Source organism: Rickettsia endosymbiont of Polydrusus tereticollis, assembly GCF_964026385.1.
In the GTDB taxonomy this organism is placed as follows: Bacteria; Pseudomonadota; Alphaproteobacteria; order Rickettsiales; family Rickettsiaceae; genus Rickettsia.
Genome location: NZ_OZ032142.1, coordinates 1129930 through 1148066, shown reverse-complemented (window position 1 = coordinate 1148066; position 18137 = coordinate 1129930). Strand labels below are relative to the sequence as shown.

Below are 18137 nucleotides of genomic sequence, written 5' to 3'. Positions count from 1 at the left end.
CCCTTTGTGGGAATGACATAAAGGGCTGTAGGAATAATACCTCAAGAGTAGTACTGACATAATTTTAAGAGTGTATTTATGAGTAAGGAAAATCAAAACAATACTCCATATGAATCGTCAATTAAGCCACCGGCTGAAGGCGTTGAAGCAGCACGAGAAAACAATGCAAAGCTGCTACAATCGTCAATTGGTACTCCTATCAAACCTTTAGAAAATCCTCAAGAAGTAAAAGAGCCTGAAATTCCTAAGCAAAGCAAAACTAGGAGAACACTTGAAGATACTAAAAGTCTCTATGCAGCTAGAGCGGCAAGAGTCGGTGCTGCTGCTGTTATAGTTGGGGCAGCAGGTGTAAAAGCGTTAGGACAAGGTGCAAAAGCAGCAGGGAAAATTGTAAGTGGTGATATTATTACAGGTACCCAAGATGCTGTAGAGGCAGGCATTACTTTAGCTTCCGACCTTGCAAAAGCAGTTGATCCTGTTGATAAACTTCTACAAAAAGGCAAGATTAAAGAAAAAGGTCCTGAAAGTCCCGGTATATATGATAAAGTACTCAATAAAGTTAAAACTCTTCCTGGGGGTGTGCCGGTTGCAAATGCAATAGATAAAACATATAACACTTTGAGTAGTAAGGCAGTAAAGCGAGGGGCAAAAATTACCGGTGCCGTAGTTTCGTTAGCAGTTAATCCAACACCTATAGGCCTTGGTATTGCAGCACTTTCTTTGACTTCCGTTGCGTATGGTGTTGTCAAGGAAACTCTGGAGGTTAGGGAAGATAAACATTTAGATAATGAAAAAAAGTCATTAGAAGCTATTAAACATAATAAACAAGAACAGATTAAATTAGCAATTAATGCTAGAAAAGATATAGGAAAAGATAGTCCTGAGCTTCAAAATTTTTTAGATTTTAAATTACCGCAAATTTACGTAAACCCACCGGCTGAAACAAATTTTAAAGGTAGTAAAGCAAAAGAGATATTCAAAGCCGTTCGAGATAGTACTCTAGGAGGGGGATCGTTGTTACTTGAAGGTATAGCTAGAGGGGGTTTAGTCGGAGGAATAATGGCAGCCGCTGCAACATTTGTCAATACTACCGGAGAAGCAGAAGCAAATTTAGTACATATGGTGCGAAAACACGATACGATAAATAAGATAAATAATTTAAAATTATCAGCCGAAAATTATACAAATACCAAAGAGCTTCGAGAACAAGAGCGTCAAGAAAAAATAAATACCAAAACACTAGAAGAATTTTTAGAAAAAACTCCGGGTATTGATAAATTGAATAAAATTCAGCTTGAAGCGGCATTTGCAACAAAACAAAAAGAAGTAGAAGCAAGACCGGAATTTGCACCTCCGGCGGAGCGAACTAACTTTGAAAAAGTTAAATCGGCAGTAAAAGCCGGAGCGGGTTATTTTGTTGAATCACAATTCGGTGATTTAAAAGAGTTATACGGTAAAGATAAAGAAAAAGGTGAAAATCCACCTCAACAAACCCCAAAACCAGAAGTAGCAAATTCTAAATCACCGACACTTTCTAGAGAGCAAACAAAAAGCAAAGCTGCAGAATATGCACATAATATGCAAGAAGAATTTTCTAAAAGTGGAATATCTAATAAGGGCAACCCAGGTCCCTCAAATAGTCCACGTAATAAAGAACAACATAAATCTGCACGAGGAATTAATTGACAATACTTAAACCGGTTAGCAAGTTTTATAATTACATAATAAATTATATTTTACCGCCACGATGTTTGTCATGCTCGGAAATACTAAATAGTAAAGGGGAATTTTGTGCTAACTGCTGGGGTAAGCTTGATTTTATTGCTAAACCTTATTGCCAGTTATGCGGTCGCAAACTTGCAATAGCGATTTTAGATAATTTTTGCTGTACTCGTTGTTATAACAGCAAACCGAATTATGATTCAGCTCGTAGCCTACTTAAATTTAATGAATATAGTAAAAAAATAATCCATCAATTTAAATATCAAGATAAAACCGTATTTGCTAAGACTTTTGCCAAGCTGTTATATAATAGGTACGGCAAAGAAATTGAGGATATCGATTTAATCGTTCCCGTGCCGATGAATAGGTTTAAGAGGTTACTACGAATGTATAACCCCGCTCATATTTTAGCACAGGAAATTGCCAAAATAACCGATAAGAATATAAAAGCAGATATATTAATCAAAGCAAAATGGACGAAATCACAAACATTTTTGTCAAAAAAACAAAGGATGAATAACATCAAAAAGAGTATTAAATTTAATAAAAAATACAAAATTACTAAACAAAAAATTTTATTAGTCGATGATGTAATAACTACCGGTACTACTATTAATGAATGCACTAAAATTTTACGCCGAGCGGGTGCTAGTTCAATATATGTTATGGCAATTGCGATGACTTGAAAATGTAAGTTGTTGCTACGATACGGTATTGTTGTATAGGGCAAAATCATTGAAAAAAACTTGCCATTGCGAGTGAGTACAGGTCTTATTGCATGGCTCGAAAAAAGTATAATGGTACCCAAAAACTAGACAAGAAAATAGAGAAAAGTAGGTATAATATCTCCTAGGAAAAGGAGCAAAAAATGAAAAAACAAGTTAAAAAATATAGTGCAGAAGAAAAAGCAAAAATAGCAATTGAAGCAATATCTGGAGAAATGACTATAGCTCAAATTACCAGCAAATATGGTGTTCACGCTAATCAGATTTATAAATGGAAGAAAGAAGCTTTAGATTTTATGGTTTCTGGATTTAAATCGAAATCTAAACAACAAGATACCGGCCAAGAAGATTTAATTAAATCATTATTTGAGCAAATAGGCCAGTTAACAGTTGAAAGAGACTGGCTTAAAAAAAAATCTAGTATCTTTGGATTTAGAGGTTAGGAAAAAAATGATAAGTTATGCTTCAAATTTAACCATAGCAAGACAATGCAAACTTTTAGATTTAAACCGCTCAAGTTACTACTACCGAGCTAGGAATACCTTAGATGATAAGGAGTATAGAGTACTGAACAGAATTGATGAGATTTTTACAGAGCATCCCTATTATGGTACTAGAAGAATGTCTCATGTCCTAAAATCCGAAGGGTTAAATGTTAGTCGTAAGATGATAAGAAAATATTATAAAATACTTGGTATTGAAGCAGTATACCCAAAGATTAATTTAAGCCGTAGGAATCAGGCTCATAAAGTATACCCATATCTATTAAATAATATAGAGGTGGTTTGCTCCAATCAAGTTTACTGTGCAGATATTACTTACATAAGATTAAAGCAAGGTTTTGTATATTTGGTTGCTATAATGGATTGGTATAGTCGTTATATTTTGAGTTGGCGGGTGTCGATTAGTTTAGAAAATGATTTTTGTATTGAAGCTCTAAATGAAGCAATATCTATACATGGCAAGCCTGACATTTTTAATACGGATCAAGGAGTACAATTTACATCAAAAGATTTTACTCAAATACTTGAGCAACAAGGCATAGCTATTAGTATGGACGGCAAAGGCAGAGCCTTAGATAATGTATTTATTGAACGTTTTTGGCGATCTTTGAAACAAGAGAAGATTTATCGTTTTGATCTTGAAACAGTACGTGAAGCAAAGATAGCTATCAGAGATTATATAGAATTTTATAATCAGCAAAGACCTCATCAATCGCTTGAATATAAGACACCTGAAATGATACATTTTGCAGAAAAACTAGAAAATTATCAAGAGGCTATATGACATAGAAAATGCAAACTTTACTTTGAAAAACCAATACATTAATACAGGAGAATTACACCTCTAAAATTTAAAAAATTTGTCTAGACAAAGGGTACCACCTCAATATGGCAAGTAGTTCTACCTTATGTCGTATAGAAAACAATGCTGATAGACACTTTGCAATTAAAGTGCATGAACTAATGCTTGATAAATTTATTAAGTCTCATAAAATAGTACCAAAGCAGCTAATACTTGATTTTGATGCTACGGATGATGAAATTCATGGGCAACAGGAAGGTAAGTTTTATCATGGTTATTACGGTCATAATTGCTTTTTACCTTTGTATGTTTTTTGTGGAAAGCATCTGTTAGTTAGTTATCTTAGGACGTCAAAGCAGGATCAAGCAAAACATTCTTGGGCAATATTATCATTGTTAGTAAAACGTTTTCGCCAAGCTTGGCCAGAGGTAAAGATTATTTTTCGTGGTGATAGTGGATTTTGTCGTCATCAGATGTTTGATTGGTGTGATATTCATAATATAAAATATATTGTAGGAATGCCCCAAAATAACAGACTAAATGAGTTACTGAAACCTACAATGGAGAAGTCAAAAGCAGCATTTATTATAACCCAAGAAAAGCAACGTCTTTTTAGTGAGTTTCCATATAAGGCTGGTAGTTGGAGTCATGAACGTAGAATAATTGGTAAGGCAGAAATGACAATGCTTGGAGAAAATCCAAGGTATATAGTAACTAATTTATCAGATAAACCTGAAGATTTATACGACAAAGTTTACTGTGGTCGTGGTGATATGGAAAACCGTATAAAAGAGCAACAACTAGAATTATTTGCAGATCGTACTTCTTGTCATAGATGGTGGGCTAATCAGCTCAGAATGATTTTATCGGGTCTTGCATACACTTTAGTAGAATATATCAGAGGTAATTTATTACAAGGTAGTGCATTAGCAAAAGCACAAATAGGTACAATACGTTTAAAATTATTAAAAATTGGGGTAGTAATTATCCGTAATACTAGGCGTATTAAGTTTTTGTTATCTTCATCATATCCTTACCGACAGGTATGGAATCATGTGATGAAGAAATTAGCATTAGAATAACCTAGATTAGCACTGTTCCCGGTGCTTAGAAAAAATGGGGTAAGGGGCATTACATCTAAAATTTGAAAATAACGGCTTCAAAGCACTTTTTGGCAAAATTTTTACAAAAGTATCATTGCTAATATTATAAATTACTCAATTTCTTACTTTAAATCTCACTTCATGCAATATCCGGGCTAGATTCTCGTGGATCATCTTCTGAAACTAGCTGAGAAGTAGAAAATTCTATATATGAACGATAATGAAATATATGGTAGTAATATTTACTAACTTTATCTTTTTTTTGAACTGTGAGCTTAAACGTAAAGCTATATGAACCTTTATAATGATCATATTCATCATCACTTGGTCCTGTAAGATAAGTTAATGCTGCGTAGAGTTTAGGTAATATTAATGGATTCTCAGTTATTCTACGTCCAAAATGAAAATAAGCTGAATTTTCGATAGGTATAAATTTAAAGGGTTTAAAATAGTTCGTATCAGTTATTCGTTCAATTTCAATAACGGATTCTGACCCTGCATAAAAAGTTTCTTTGAAGTTAATCATATATTTAATTTATTGACTTTTTTTATTTTTTGCATCTTGTGATTTTATATTATATACATTAATACTACTTTTGTATATACTTAAATTTCTTTTTTTTACTCTTAACATATTTTATTATACTTTTTTTAAAGATTGAGTATAATTGCCTTTAAACTCATACCTCAAAAGATATAATATAAGTTATGGATAATACGGCACAAATATTAAGACTGGCTGAAGAAAAAATTTTGTTGGTGCGAAATAGCCAAGAATTGCAACAATTTAAAGTAGAATTTTTAGGCAAGCAAGGTATAGTAACGGCAGAACTTAAAAAACTAGCTGCTTTAAATGAGAGCGAACGGAAAGATTTTGGTATAAAAATCAACAGCTTAAAAGAAGAAATACAGAATATTATAAAAACAAAACAAGATGTTTTAGAGGAAGAAGAGTTAAATCAAAAACTTACGAGTGATAAAATTGACTTAAGCATTCCGGCTAGAAAATATAAACAAGGCTCAATCCATCCGATCACGCAAGTGACGGAAGAATTGATGCAAGTATTTTCAAAATTCGGTTTTTCTATTGAAGACGGTCCGACAATTGAAACAGACTTTTATAACTTTACTGCACTTAATTTTGAAGATGACCATCCGGCACGACAAATGCACGATACTTTTTATTTAAAGGGACAAGAAGAAGATGGAAAGCATTTATTACTACGTACTCACACCTCAACAGTGGAAATTAGAACAATGAAAAAAAGACCACTGCCTTTTAGGATTATAGCACCGGGCAGAACCTATAGATCGGATTCGGATATAACTCATACCCCAATGTTCCACCAGATTGAAGGACTCATCATTGATAAAAATATCCATATGGGGCATTTGAAATACGTTATTACCGAGTTTATAAAAAGTTTTTTTGAGAATGCCGATATCGAGTTACGTTTTAGACCGAGTTTTTTCCCTTTTACCGAACCGTCCGTCGAGGTGGATATTCGCATGCAAAAAAACGATAAATGGCTTGAGGTGCTTGGCTGCGGGATGGTTCATCCGAACGTATTAAAAAATGTCGGTATAGATAGCAATATTTATCGAGGTTTTGCTTTTGGTCTCGGGGTAGAGCGTTTTGCCATGTTAAAATATAACATTAAAGATTTAAGGCAATTTTTTGAGGGTGATTTGCGTTGGCTAAAACATTATAATTTTTCTAGTTTTGATATCCCTAATTTAGCAGCGGGGTTAACGAAATGAAATTTACTTTATCGTGGCTTAAACAATTTTTAGATACTGATTATACTGTCCTAGAAATAGCTAACGCACTAACTGATATCGGTTTAGAAGTTGAAGAAATAATTGACAGAAGTGAGGAATTAAAAAGCTTTGAAGTAGCACATATTATATCTACTAGACCCCACCCGTCAGCCGATAAGTTAAAGCTTTGTAATGTACAAACTAAAAATGGTTTAGTGCAAATAGTTTGCGGAGCAAGTAATGCTAGAGAAGATATTAAAGTAGTGCTTGCTCCTATCGGTACTGAAATACCGAATGGAAAATTTAAAATTAAAGAATCGGTAATTAGAGGGGAAAAAAGCTTTGGGATGCTCTGTTCCGAAGAAGAGCTATTACTCTCACCAGAGTCGGAAGGCATTATTGAGTTGCCGTTTTCTGCTAGCGTCGGAGAGAACTTTATTAAATATTACGGCTTAGACGATCCGGTTTTCGATATTAACGTTACTCCCAATCGTGGTGACGCTTTAGGCGTTTATGGAATAGCAAGAGATCTAGCAGCAAAAGGAGTCGGAACGTTAAAAGAGTTAGATATCCCGCAGTTAACTAGTAAATATACGGCTACAACCGGTTTAGAAATAAAAGATAAAATTGCATGCCCCTTATTTACCTTTCGAGAAATAAAAAATTTAAAAAATAAACAAAGCCCCGAATGGTTAAAAAAATTACTGCAAAATATTAAGGTAAAGTCTATTTCGGCGATAGTCGACGTTACAAACTATATTTCCTATAGCTTTGGCCAACCGATGCATGCTTATGATTTAAGTAAATTATCCGGTAATATTAGTGTTGAACGTGTTCAGTGTCATACCCGCATAGGCGGGTATCCAGAAAAAAGTATCAAAAGTCTGGATTCCCGCTTTCGCGGGAATGACATAAGGGAGCACGGGGATGACATAAGAGAGTGCGAAAATGAAGTACTTAAATTCCAAGCTCTAAACGGACGTGAATATGAATTACAAACAGGAGATTTGGTAGTAAAGGACGATAAAGAAATACGAGGGCTTGCCGGCGTTATCGGAGGGGAATCTAGTGCTTGTACTGAGGATACCGTAAATATTTTATTAGAAGCGGCTTGCTTTGATGCTAAACTAGTTGCGGCTAGCGGTCGGCGATTACAAATTGATACCGATTCACGTTATCGCTTTGAGCGTAATATTGACAGAGAATTTACTAACAAGGCTTTAGATATTGCTGCTGCTTTAATTCTATCAATATGCAAAAAAAATGAATTATCGGGTGGTGAAGTATCAGAATTAGTAACGGCAGGTGAAGCCGAAATGAAGCAGCGCTTCTTAAATTTCCCCGTTAATTACTTAGAGAAAATTACCGGAATTCGGTTAAATATCAACGAGATATGTAGTATATTGAATAAATTAGGCTTTAATACCGGCATTAACGGCGAGGTTATTGATATAGCTATTCCGTCCTGGCGTCATGATATAAATATTTTCGAAGATATCGTCGAAGAAATTATCCGTATTTACGGTTATGATAAGTTAGAAAGTATCAAACTGCCGGAAATGGAGCAGGATAAAGTTATATCTAAAGAACAAAAAAGAATTTCTTCTTTTAAAAGAATATTAGCCGTACAAGGTTACGATGAAGTAGTAACAAACTCGTTTATGGGGAGTAAAGAAGCTAATTTATTTTCGGAAACAAAAGAAGAATTATTTTTATTAAACCCTATTAACCGGGACAGCGATTATATGCGTAGTAGCATATTGCCGAACTTACTAAAGATAGTGGAAAAAAATCTAACTAGATCAATAAAAAATATAGCTATATTTGAAATCGGACCTATTTTTACGGGAGTTAAGCCGGAAGATGAGTTAACTTTTTTATCAGCTGTTAAATGCGGCTCTTATGCTTTAAAAAATGTTCATTCAGAAGGACGAGCTTATGATGTCTTTGATATTAAAGCCGATTTAGAAATGATATTTGATTATGCCGGTCTTGCAATCGATAAATGCAAGTTAAATCAAGTCACGTTACCTTATTTTCATCCAACAAGGTCGGTAAGTATCAGTTTAGGTAAGAATGTAATAGGTTATTTCGGACAAATTCATCCCAAAATATTAAAACATTTTAATATTTGCGAAGAAATATTTGCTTTTGAATTAAATATTATGAATATCCCTTTTGCTAAAGCAAAATTCGGTAAAAGAGATGAATTTATTATATCAGACTTTCAAGCAAATTTTCGGGATTATGCTTTTGTTGTGGACGAAAATCAACTGGTTGGGGAAATAATATCATATATAAACAGCTTTAATAAAAAACTTATTAAGTCAGTCACGTTATTTGATATTTATGTAGGGGATAAACTGCCTGTGGATAAAAAATCTGTAGCTATTAAAGTTGAGCTGCAAGCAGATGACCGCACTTTAACCGAACAAGATTTAAATTTATTTAGTAAAGACTTGATAGCTAATATTGAACAAAAATTTCAAGGAAAATTAAGAGAGTGAAGTTTTAGCGTTATTGGTGTATAGATAGGTTAAAGCATGTTCTATGTCATTCCCGTGAAAACGGGAATCCAGAAAAAACACTTAAAATAAGCAAAATTATATAAAAATTTACTATATAATCCGCTTAAATATTCTCTGGATTCCCGCTTTTGCGGGAATGACATCAAAAATTCGATCCATGCAACAATGCCTCGCAGGAATGACACAAAGTGCAAAACCGATCCACGCAACAATGCTTCCTCGCAATGACGCTGTAAGGTAACATAAAGGGAACAAATTAAAAGGAATAAAATGGAAACAATTAGTAAAAACGAGAATAACAACAAGTTAAAGATAATAATTAACACTAAATCCTTAGTTCATGCTTTAGCATTTGCCAGTTCCGTCGTCGAAAAACGTAACGTAATATCCGAGCTTGCAAATATTAAATTATCGGCAAAAGATAATATGTTAGAACTTAGTTCTACCAATATGGATTTATATTTGAGCCAAAAAATAGGGGTTCAGGTAATAAATGAAGGGGAGTTAACGGTAGCAACAAAAACTTTAAATGATATAGTTAAAAAACTTCCTGATGCTGAGCTTACTTTAACCGATTTAGGTAAATCGGGATTGCAAATATTAGGTAAAAATTGTCATTTTAATTTGTTCACTCTACCGGTTGAATCATTTCCGGTAATGGATAATATTCAGGTGGAAGCAAGTTTAAAAATCTCTAGCATAGATTTTGCTAAAATAATTGAATCGACAAAATTTTCAATTTCTACCGATGAAACCCGTTATAATTTAAACGGGATTTATCTGCATGTGAAAGACGGCGAGTTTTGTGCTGCTAGTACCGATGGTCATAGGCTTTCGGTTTCATCTGTAGCATTAAAAGAAAAAATAGAAGATTTTGGCATTATTATTCCACAAAAAAGTGCCGAAGAAATCTTAAAAATAGTAAAAGATGCCAAGAATATTCAGTCGGATATCGAGATTTTCTTAAGTATGAACAAAATTAAATTTATATGTAATGAAGACACTATTATGCTATCCAAGCTAATAGACGGTATTTTTCCTGATTACGGGGCTTTTATTCCGGCGAGTAGCAACACTAAACTAGTGATTAACCGCAAAATATTTGCTGATTCTATAGATAGGATTGCTACAATAACGGTTGATAAATTTAAGGCGGTGAAATTAACTTTATCTGCTGAAAGTCTTGAAATTAGTGCTACCGGTGAAGCAAGAGGAGACGCAAAAGAGATTATTGAGTCTTCTAAAGAAACGGAGGCTTTTTATGAATATGACGGCACAGAGTCTTTAACAATAGGGTTTAACCCACAATATTTAGAAGATGTATTAAAAGCGAAAGCCGATATAGTGGAGTTATATTTTATTGATGTTTCTTCGCCGGTACTTATTAAATTCCCTGAAAACCCACAAGATATTTTTGTCGTTATGCCGGTAAAAGTTTGATTTATGCTGCACTCCGGTGTATAGCATATTTCATAAAGCTTCGGCGTTGTTGCGTGGCTCCCCAAACGTCATTGCGAGCGACTGAAGGGTTTGTTGCATGGATCGAGTTTTTGATGTCATTCCCGCGAAAGCGGGAATCCAGAGAATATTTAAGCGAATTATATAGTAAATTTTTATATAATTTTGCTTATTTTAAGTGTTTTTTCTGGATTCCCGCTTTCGCGGGAATGACATATAGCACTTTTCTTAATCCATGCAACAAGGCTGCGACTGAAAGAAGCACGGCAATCTAGAAAATAATAAATTAATAGGGCTTATTAACTTAGTGAACCCTAGACTAAATAAGCATAGTAAACACACATGAGAATGCCGCATTTTCCGCTCCCAACCTGGAAAAATAACGAGGAATACGACCTTGAAAATATTGCTATTCTGCTGAAAGCTTTAGGTGATCCTCATCTAAAGCTCCCGCCTGTTATTCATATAGCCGGCACTAACGGTAAAGGCTCAAGTGCAGCTATGCTTAAAAGTATTTTTACCGCCGCCGGCTATAAAGTACATGTTTATATATCCCCGTATTTATTAGAATTTAACGAAAGAATAGTAATAGCCGGTGAGAAAATTTCTGATTCGGAACTTTGGGAAGTTTGTGAGCAAACTAGAATAGCAAGCATAAAAGCAAATGTTGAACCGACTTTTTTTGACGGTACTACGGCAGCGGCTTTTTTAGCATTCGCAAATAATAAAGCCGACATATTAATTTTAGAGACGGGGCTTGGCGGTCGCCTAGATTCCACTAATATAGTGCCAAATCCTTTAATTACGTTAATTACGCCGATTTCATACGATCATATGGATCGACTAGGTGAAACATTACCTTTAATTGCTAACGAGAAAGCCGGTATTATTAAACCATTTGTACCTTGCGTTATTAGTAGCCAAGTGGAAGAGGTTTATGAAGTACTACTTACCAAGGCTGCAGAACTAAACTCGCCGGCTTTTTGTTATGAATATGATTTTGGGATGAAAAAAACAACTGAAGGTTTTACTTACCTATCTAAAAATTTTACTTATGAATTTCCGGCTCCGTCTCTTCTAGGTGATCATCAATTAATAAATGCCGCTGCGGTTATTGCCGTAATAAGCTTAATTAACAAACAATTTAATATTAATAATAAAGCTATAGAAAAAGGACTCAAAAATACTATTTGGCCTGCAAGAATTCAAAAAATCGACCCACAAAAATATTCTAAGCTAGCTAAAAATAATGTGCAGGTCTGGGTGGATGGGGCACATAATAATAGCGGTGCACAAGTGCTAGCTGCTTGGGCGTATGATAACCTTGAACCTCCGATATACCTAATACTCGGAATTACGAAAAATAGGAATATTGAAGAATTTTGTTCGTATTTTAGGGGTTTGACAATTAAGGGGTACGGTGTTAAAATGTTATCTGAACCCTTAAGCTCTAGTGCAGAAATAATTAGCCAAAGAGGAAAGAAGAGCGGTATTGATTTCGCCGCAGCCGACTCAATTGAGGAAGCAATTAAAGAAATAAGTGAATTAAACACTAATAACAAAGCAAATATTATAATAACCGGCTCACTTTTCTTAGCTGCGGACTTTTTTAAGTTGATTTAATTTTACGTAGCATTTTCTTAAAATACAGAATATAATAATACTAGACAATAAACTAGTTTACTTACATGCAAAATTCAATCACTGCCTTTGATGCTAAAACTCATTTTTCTAAGATACTTGATCGAGCTAGTAAAGGTGAAGAAATCTTAATTACAAGAAGAGGCGTTGCTGCTGCAAAGATTGTACCGGTTAATGCTACACACGATATTGAGGTTGCAAAGCTAGCTGCCATAAGGCTTAGAAAACTGGCTAAAGAGATTAATTTACAACCTTTCGATTGGGAAGAATGGAAGAAATATAGAAATATAGAGATATAGGTAAATTATACTACAGAGAATGTACTGATAGTTTTGTAAGAGAAGAATATTTGCAAGACCGAAAACCGTTTGAATTAAGTAAGGATTGTTGAGTGGATAGATTAAAGCATGTTGTATGTCATTCCCGCGCAGGCGGGAATCCAGAAAAATTATAGTCATCCTGAATTTATTTCAGGATCTACTACAAAAGATGCGGCAAACTTGTTCAGCATGACAAAAAAAAGCCTGGATTCCCGTTTTCACGGGAATGACATACTGCTGCTTTTACCGAATCATGTAACTAAGCCCTGCTTTTGCGAGGATGACATAATTAACTAAATAGGAGAAAAATATATGGTTTACTGTACTAAATCTAATCAAACTTCTTATCCTTTCGTTTTACCTGATTTACCTTATGATAAAGATAGCTTTAAACCGCATTTTACGGCCGAGACTTTTGACTATCATCACGGTAAGCATCATCAAACCTATGTTACCAATTTAAATAACTTATTAAAAGACAATACAGAATTACAAAAAATGGATTTAGAAGAGTTAATAGCTCATTCTTCTAGTAATTCAAATTATGCAATTTTTAATAATGCAGCACAAATATGGAATCATAGTTTTTTTTGGCACTCAATCAAACCGAAAGGCGGCGGTAATCCTACCGGCAAAATATTAGAATTAATCAATAAAGATTTCGGTAGTTTTGAAAATTTTTGTGAGCAATTTAAAGCGGCAGCGATAGGGCAGTTCGGTAGCGGCTGGGCGTGGCTTGTGCAGCATGATAACAAATTACAAATTATAAAAACCGCTAATGCCGAAACTCCTATAGTTAACGGCATAAAACCAATAATTGCTTGTGATGTTTGGGAACATGCTTATTATATTGACTATAGAAATAAACGTCCTGATTATGTTGATATTTTTATTAAACATATGATTAATTGGGAGTTTGCTGAAAGTAATTTAATAAAATAGTAAATAAGTCATGTCTAAAATTAAAGAAATACAAGAAGCTCAAGAAATTCCTATTGAATATATGGCTTTTAGCGGCGGCGGAGCTAAAGGTACAATATATTCAGGTGCTTATGCAGCTGCAAAAGAATCAGGAATATTTGACGGGGTGAAAGCCGTTGCCGGTTCTTCTGCCGGTGCTATAACGGCAGCACTTGCAGCATTAGGTACTTCTCCTAAAAAATTTGAGGAAATTTCTAAAAATACCAATTTACAATCATTACTTGGGAAAAAAGGACTTTCTGCCGGCATAGTGCAATTAAATAAAGACGGTAAACCTTTATATGATTTGTTAGAGAGTACTATTAAAGAAAATATAGGAAATTTTTTGCAAAGATCGGATATCGTCAATGTAGCAGATGATAAAGCACTTGATGAGCTACGAGAAAGATACCAAAATCAAGGAAAAATATATTTTAAGGATATAGCATTATTGCGACAATATGACCCTGTGCAATATAAAGATTTAGTCGTTACCGCAGTGCAAAAAGATACCGGCGAGTTAACTATTTTTAATAGTTTTGATACTCCGAATGTTGAAATTGCTTTAGCGTGCCGTGCTTCTGCCTCGATTCCATTAGTTTTTGAACCGGTAGAAATTGACGGTAAGTTATATGTTGACGGCGGTTATAGGGATAATATCCCGACAAAATATTTCTCCGGAAATGAGCCGGAATTTGATGTAAAAGACGTAAGCGATGATATGGAGGAAATTACCTTAGCAAAAAAACAAGGAAGAACGCTTGCTATGGCTTTCGGTAGCGATATGGATGCTAGTGCAAATATTGCTATATATAGCACTAAAAAATTTAATAGTCCCGGAGAAATAGTAAAGTTTTTAGTAGATATATTGTTTAAAACTATAGCAAGGGTCGGCGGAAAATTTAAATATACTGAAACAGAAATAGCAACTAGCGAAGAGTTACGTGAAAATGCTTTAAATACCGTTGTATTAAATACTCAAGGAGTAAGTACTCTTGACTTTAACGATGCACAAAAATATGCCGATTATTTACATATCAAAGGATATTGTCAAACTAGAGAGTATTTAGATAATCATCAATTAGGCAAGGAAGCCGATAAAACATTTGAGCATCAAAAATTTTTATTAAATGTCTATGAAATTTATAATAATAAAAATTTAAATAAAACTTTCGGCACAAAATTATTAGAGATGATAATTCCCTCAAATGAACAAAAACCTTCGAAATGGCAAGACGGTATTATTGAAAATCAAGAAGATAAAGCAAAAATACTGTTATCTTTTTGTAAGCCTTCGGCATTACCGGAACAAGACTTACAAACAAAGCTTAAGGGATATGTAATAGTTGCGGCACAAGCACGCGGCAGAGAATTAAAAGCCGATACAAATTCTTTGAAAGCTTTGATTCACGGGCTAAATGACCCTACTACTTCAAATAAAATAAAAGAAGATTTTATTAAATTACTTGCTGTCGATAAAAATAAAGACGCTAGGTTTGATAAAAATAAATCCTATAATGAAAATATCGCTAAATTTAAATTTACTAATAAAGATTTTGAATTATTTCTTGATAAAAATAAAGGTGAAGCTTTAAAATTTCAAAATAAAACTGATAGAGGGATAGGGTAGGTTTGTAGGTTATTATTGTTGCGTGGATAGGTTAAGCGTGTTCTATGTCATTCCTGCGTAGGCGTTGTTGCATGGTTCTAAAAAAGTGACGTATGGGGTATCCATGCAACAATGCCTCCTCACAATGACGAGATAAAATCGAGCCAGGCCAACAATACCTTGTTTGAACTAGAATGACACAATAACCTTTCAAATGAATCTCTAAATCATATGCAAAGACTAGCTAAAGCAATTAGTAATGCCGGAATATGTTCTAGGCGTGATGCAGAAGGATTAATCATTGCGGGTAAGGTAAAAGTTGACGGTTCTGTAGCCCTATCTCCTGCAATAAATGTTAACGACGATAATCAAATTGAGGTGTCAGGGAAGTTAATAAACCGGCAGCAACCAACGCGGTTATGGATTTATTACAAACCGGTAGGTTTAATTACCACTCATAAAGACCCATTTGCTCGAAAAACAGTATTTGAAGAATTAGTTAATTTGCCTCGTGTAATTTCAGTAGGTAGATTAGATTTAAATAGTGAAGGATTGTTATTGCTCACTAATAACGGTGATTTAGCAAGGCAATTTGAATTACCTACGAATAAAATAAAGCGTGTATATAAGGTAAGAGCTTACGGAAACCCTAAATCTTTATTAAATAGTAATTACCGCAATATAAAAATTAACGGCATATATTATAACCCGGAATCAATAAAGCTAATTCAGGAAGGCACAACTAATTCATGGTTTGAGGTAGTTTTAACTGAAGGAAAAAATCGTGAAATCAGAAAAATATTTGAATATTTCAGTTTAAAAGTTAATCGTTTAATCCGGACTGGCTACGGTGAATATGTGTTAGGTGACTTGAAAGCCGGAGAATATACAGAAGTCAAGGCAAAATAAGTGTTAAAAATTATAGCTGGTAAGTATAAAAATCGGTTAATACCTACGTTAGAAAAAGCGAAATACAGACCTTCTACCGGCAAATTTCGTGAAGCATTATTTAGTATTTTAAGCTCAGGGGAATTTATTGACTATAAATTATTTGCAAATAACATCAATGTTTTAGATTTATTTTCCGGTAGCGGTAGCCTCGCTTTTGAAGCTTTATCAAGAGGCGTCGGCACTATTACCTTGATTGATGCAAATCTTGAATGTTTGAGAGTGGCGAAAGAATTTGCTAAAACGTTAGGAGAGGTTGATAAAGCTTATTTTGTTAATATAAACGCTTTAATTCTACCCAAAGCTAATAAAGTGTTTGACCTTGTTTTTATTGACCCCCCATATTACAATAATATAGTTCCTAAAGTAATGAAGGAACTCATAAAAAATAACTGGTTAAAAAATGGCTCTATCATTGTTATTGAAATGTCTAAAACCGATAATTACATATTAGATAAAGATGTAGAAATACTTAAAGATAAGGTATATGGTAAGAGTAGACTGCTTGCTTTAAAATACTCCTGTGAAATGAAGAATGGGTAGACGAAGATCAACTTCAAAAAGAGCAAGGAGTCTACAAAGCGAGGATCGGAGCGTATACTTAATACGTGAGAACCGGAGCTTTTGTAAGACGACGTAGCCAATTTTTGAAGTTCATCGAGTATACAATGAGTAAAGAAAAAAAACACTATACCTGCTCAAATTGCGGTAATATTAGCCTTAAATGGTCAGGGCAGTGTTTTGACTGCGGAGTGTGGGGAACAATTATTGAAGAAATAATAAATATCAATAAAATCCCTATTAAAACAGGCAATAAACAAAATATAGAAAAACTTTCAAATGCTGCAACCGAGCAATTACGTATCCCGACACCTATCCAAGAACTAAACAGAGTTCTCGGCGGCGGGCTAGTTCTTGGTTCGGCTGTTTTACTCGGCGGTGATCCGGGAATTGGTAAATCCACCTTATTACTTCAGTTAGTTGCCAGCTCATTTCCTATAAATATCAACTGCTTATATATAACAGGTGAGGAATCGCTTGATCAAATAAAACTCCGAGCTTTAAGGTTAGAACTTGAAAATAAAGACACAAATATTTTAGCCGCTACTAATTTAGAAGATATTATTTCCACCATTGAGTCAAATAAAGAAAATATTGATTTAGTAGTTATCGACTCAATCCAAACCATAGCGACAAAAGAATTATCCTCCCCGCCGGGTACTGTTTCCCAGATTCGTGCTTGTGCTTATGAGCTGGTGAATTATGCTAAGCAAAATAATATTATCCTTTTGCTTAGTTGTCACGTAACAAAAGACGGGCAGCTAGCAGGACCTAAAATATTAGAGCATTTAGTAGATACGGTATTATATTTTGAAGGAGATCATAATAACCATTTTCGTATTTTACGCTCCTATAAAAATCGTTTTGGCGGAGTAGGGGAGATTGGTGTTTTTGAGATGAGTAGTACGGGTTTGATAGAAGTATCTAACCCGTCGGAATTATTTTTAATGAAGCGTGATAAAAACGTAACCGGCATCGCAATTTTTGCGGGTCTTGAAGGGGCAAGACCGCTACTTATGGAAGTTCAAGCGTTAATTGTGCCGTCAAATATGGTTACCCCTAGACGCTCTGCGGTCGGGTGGGATTTAAATCGGTTATCGATGATACTCGCCGTGCTTAGTAGCAGGATAGGGCTTAATTTGTCCGCTCATGAAGTGTATTTAAGTGTGGCGGGAGGTCTTAAAATTACCGAACCGGCTTCGGATTTAGCAGTAGCAGCCGCATTAATTTCAGCCGCAACAAATATAGCCGTACCTGAGCAGAGCGTATTTTTTGGGGAAATAGGTTTGTCCGGAGAAATAAGAAAAACATCGCAAGCCAATGCTAGAATAAAAGAAGCCGTCAAATTAGGATTTAATAGAATTATTTGCTCCAAGCTAGAAAATTTGCAATATGATTTTATTTCTTCCGTTACTCATTTAAGAGAGTTAAAAGAGATAATTAAGGAATAAAGTATGGTGTCATACCGTGGCCCCTCCCACGGTATCCAGAAAAAC

Annotated in this window: 16 protein-coding genes; 15 read left to right on the top strand and 1 reads right to left on the bottom strand. The window is 34.5% G+C overall.

Going from position 1 to position 18137, the window contains the following annotated elements:
• The first annotated feature begins 78 nt into the window (after positions 1-78).
• From AAGD48_RS05560 to AAGD48_RS05540, 5 genes are all read left to right on the top strand, one after another.
• Positions 79-1686 (top strand): hypothetical protein, encoded by a 1608-nt coding sequence (locus tag AAGD48_RS05560; RefSeq protein WP_341789329.1) that lies wholly within the window; start codon positions 79-81, stop codon positions 1684-1686.
• On the top strand, positions 1683-2408 hold the full coding sequence (locus AAGD48_RS05555) for a ComF family protein (RefSeq protein WP_341789328.1): 726 nt from the start codon (positions 1683-1685) through the stop codon (positions 2406-2408). The genes AAGD48_RS05560 and AAGD48_RS05555 overlap by 4 nt, the downstream gene beginning before the upstream one ends.
• 182 nt (positions 2409-2590) lie before the next feature.
• Positions 2591-2890 (top strand): transposase, encoded by a 300-nt coding sequence (locus AAGD48_RS05550; RefSeq protein ID WP_045812944.1) that lies wholly within the window; start codon positions 2591-2593, stop codon positions 2888-2890.
• A 7-nt stretch (positions 2891-2897) separates the two neighbouring features.
• The gene (locus tag AAGD48_RS05545; protein WP_341789327.1) at positions 2898-3734 is read left to right on the top strand and encodes an IS3 family transposase; all 837 of its coding nucleotides are present in this window, start codon (positions 2898-2900) and stop codon (positions 3732-3734) included.
• Positions 3735-3838: 104 nt separating this feature from the next.
• Positions 3839-4834 (top strand): IS1380 family transposase, encoded by a 996-nt coding sequence (locus AAGD48_RS05540; RefSeq protein ID WP_341789326.1) that lies wholly within the window; start codon positions 3839-3841, stop codon positions 4832-4834.
• Positions 4835-4994: 160 nt separating this feature from the next.
• On the opposite strand, the gene AAGD48_RS05535 is transcribed toward AAGD48_RS05540, so the two are convergent.
• A complete protein-coding gene (locus tag AAGD48_RS05535) occupies positions 4995-5381 on the bottom strand; it encodes a hypothetical protein (protein ID WP_341789325.1) in 387 nt (128 codons plus the stop codon).
• A 182-nt stretch (positions 5382-5563) separates the two neighbouring features.
• Between AAGD48_RS05535 and pheS the strand changes: the two genes are divergently transcribed.
• From pheS to radA, 10 genes are all read left to right on the top strand, one after another.
• Positions 5564-6616 (top strand): phenylalanine--tRNA ligase subunit alpha, encoded by a 1053-nt coding sequence (gene pheS / locus AAGD48_RS05530; protein ID WP_341789324.1) that lies wholly within the window; start codon positions 5564-5566, stop codon positions 6614-6616.
• A complete protein-coding gene (gene pheT, locus AAGD48_RS05525) occupies positions 6613-9123 on the top strand; it encodes a phenylalanine--tRNA ligase subunit beta (RefSeq protein WP_341789323.1) in 2511 nt (836 codons plus the stop codon). The genes pheS and pheT overlap by 4 nt, the downstream gene beginning before the upstream one ends.
• Positions 9124-9414: 291 nt before the next feature.
• Positions 9415-10584 (top strand): DNA polymerase III subunit beta, encoded by a 1170-nt coding sequence (gene dnaN, locus AAGD48_RS05520; RefSeq protein ID WP_341789322.1) that lies wholly within the window; start codon positions 9415-9417, stop codon positions 10582-10584.
• Between the two features lie 360 nt (positions 10585-10944).
• Complete coding sequence (locus AAGD48_RS05515; protein ID WP_341789321.1) at positions 10945-12225, top strand: folylpolyglutamate synthase/dihydrofolate synthase family protein; 1281 nt, start codon at positions 10945-10947, stop codon at positions 12223-12225.
• 65 nt (positions 12226-12290) lie between these two features.
• On the top strand, positions 12291-12542 hold the full coding sequence (locus AAGD48_RS05510; protein WP_341789320.1) for a type II toxin-antitoxin system Phd/YefM family antitoxin: 252 nt from the start codon (positions 12291-12293) through the stop codon (positions 12540-12542).
• Positions 12543-12875: 333 nt separating this feature from the next.
• Positions 12876-13505, top strand: coding sequence for a superoxide dismutase (locus AAGD48_RS05505; protein WP_341789319.1), 630 nt, complete (start codon positions 12876-12878; stop codon positions 13503-13505).
• Between the two features lie 10 nt (positions 13506-13515).
• Entirely contained in the window at positions 13516-15153 is a 1638-nt protein-coding gene (locus tag AAGD48_RS05500) for a patatin-like phospholipase family protein (RefSeq protein WP_341789318.1), read from the top strand.
• Between the two features lie 210 nt (positions 15154-15363).
• Entirely contained in the window at positions 15364-16041 is a 678-nt protein-coding gene (locus tag AAGD48_RS05495) for a pseudouridine synthase (RefSeq protein ID WP_341789317.1), read from the top strand.
• Positions 16042-16623, top strand: a complete 582-nt coding sequence (gene rsmD, locus AAGD48_RS05490) for a 16S rRNA (guanine(966)-N(2))-methyltransferase RsmD (RefSeq protein WP_341789316.1) — start codon at positions 16042-16044, stop codon at positions 16621-16623.
• Between the two features lie 125 nt (positions 16624-16748).
• Complete coding sequence (gene radA / locus AAGD48_RS05485) at positions 16749-18092, top strand: DNA repair protein RadA (RefSeq protein WP_341789315.1); 1344 nt, start codon at positions 16749-16751, stop codon at positions 18090-18092.
• Positions 18093-18137: the final 45 nt, after the last annotated feature.